Below are 1,383 nucleotides of genomic sequence, written 5' to 3' on the forward strand. Positions count from 1 at the left end.
TTGAGTGAGTGATCGGTGTATTAGTACCAGTCAACTCCACACATTACTGTGCTTCCATACCCGGCCTATCAACCCCATCATCTATAGGACACCTCACCCCGCTTCAACACGGGTTGGAAATCTCATCTCGGAGCAGGCTTCCCGCTTAGATGCTTTCAGCGGTTATCCATCCCGAACGTAGCCAACCAGCCATGCTCCTGGCGGAACAACTGGCACACCAGAGGTTCGTCCGTCCCGGTCCTCTCGTACTAAGGACAGACCTCCACAAATTTCCTACGCACGCAGCGGATAGGGACCGAACTGTCTCACGACGTTCTAAACCCAGCTCGCGTACCGCTTTAATGGGCGAACAGCCCAACCCTTGGGACCGACTCCAGCCCCAGGATGCGACGAGCCGACATCGAGGTGCCAAACCATGCCGTCGATATGGACTCTTGGGCAAGATCAGCCTGTTATCCCCGAGGTACCTTTTATCCGTTGAGCGACCACGCTTCCACAAGCCATGGCCGGGTCACTAGTCCCAGCTTTCGCTCCTGCTCGACACGTCCGTCTCACAGTCAAGCTCCCTTGTGCACTTACACTCGACACCTGATTGCCAACCAGGCTGAGGGAACCTTTGGGCGCCTCCGTTACTCTTTAGGAGGCAACCGCCCCAGTTAAACTACCCATCAGGCACTGTCCCTGAACCCGATCAGGGTCCGAAGTTAAGGAATCCACTATGGTCAGAGTGGTATTTCACCGAGCGACTCCACCCCAACTAGCGTCAGGGCTTCCCAGTCTTCCACCTATCCTACACAAACCACACCGAATCCCAATACCAAACTATAGTGAAGGTCTCGGGGTCTTTCCGTCCTGCTGCGCGTAACGAGCATCTTTACTCGTAATGCAATTTCGCCGAGTTCGTGGTTGAGACAGCAGAGAAGTCGTTACGCCATTCGTGCAGGTCGGAACTTACCCGACAAGGAATTTCGCTACCTTAGGATGGTTATAGTTACCACCGCCGTTTACTGGGGCTTAAATTCTCCGCTTCACAGAACGAATCCTGTTAACGGGTCCTCTTAACCTTCCAGCACCGGGCAGGCGTCAGTCCGTATACATCGACTTACATCTTCGCACGGACCTGTGTTTTTAATAAACAGTCGCTTCTCTCTGGCCTCTGCGACCACCACCAGCACATCCCACAGCAAAGTGTGGTTCACCGGGATGGTCCCCCTTCTCCCGAAGTTACGGGGGCATTTTGCCGAGTTCCTTAACCACGATTCTCTCGATCACCTGAGTATTCTCTACTCGACCACCTGTGTCGGTTATAGGGTACGGGCAACACACACCCTCACGTCGATGCTTTTCTCGGCAGCAGAGGATCACCAGATCACCCCACCACAG

1 rRNA gene (only partly in view) is annotated in these 1,383 nt (G+C 54.2%); it reads right to left on the reverse strand.

The window, feature by feature from the left end:
* Position 1: 1 nt before the first annotated feature.
* Positions 2 to 1,383: ribosomal RNA gene (locus IHE57_RS16105) — 23S ribosomal RNA — on the reverse strand; it runs 1,853 nt beyond the window's last position.

This window comes from Brevibacterium renqingii, from assembly GCF_017808105.1.
GTDB classification, from domain to species: domain Bacteria; phylum Actinomycetota; class Actinomycetes; order Actinomycetales; family Brevibacteriaceae; genus Brevibacterium; species Brevibacterium renqingii.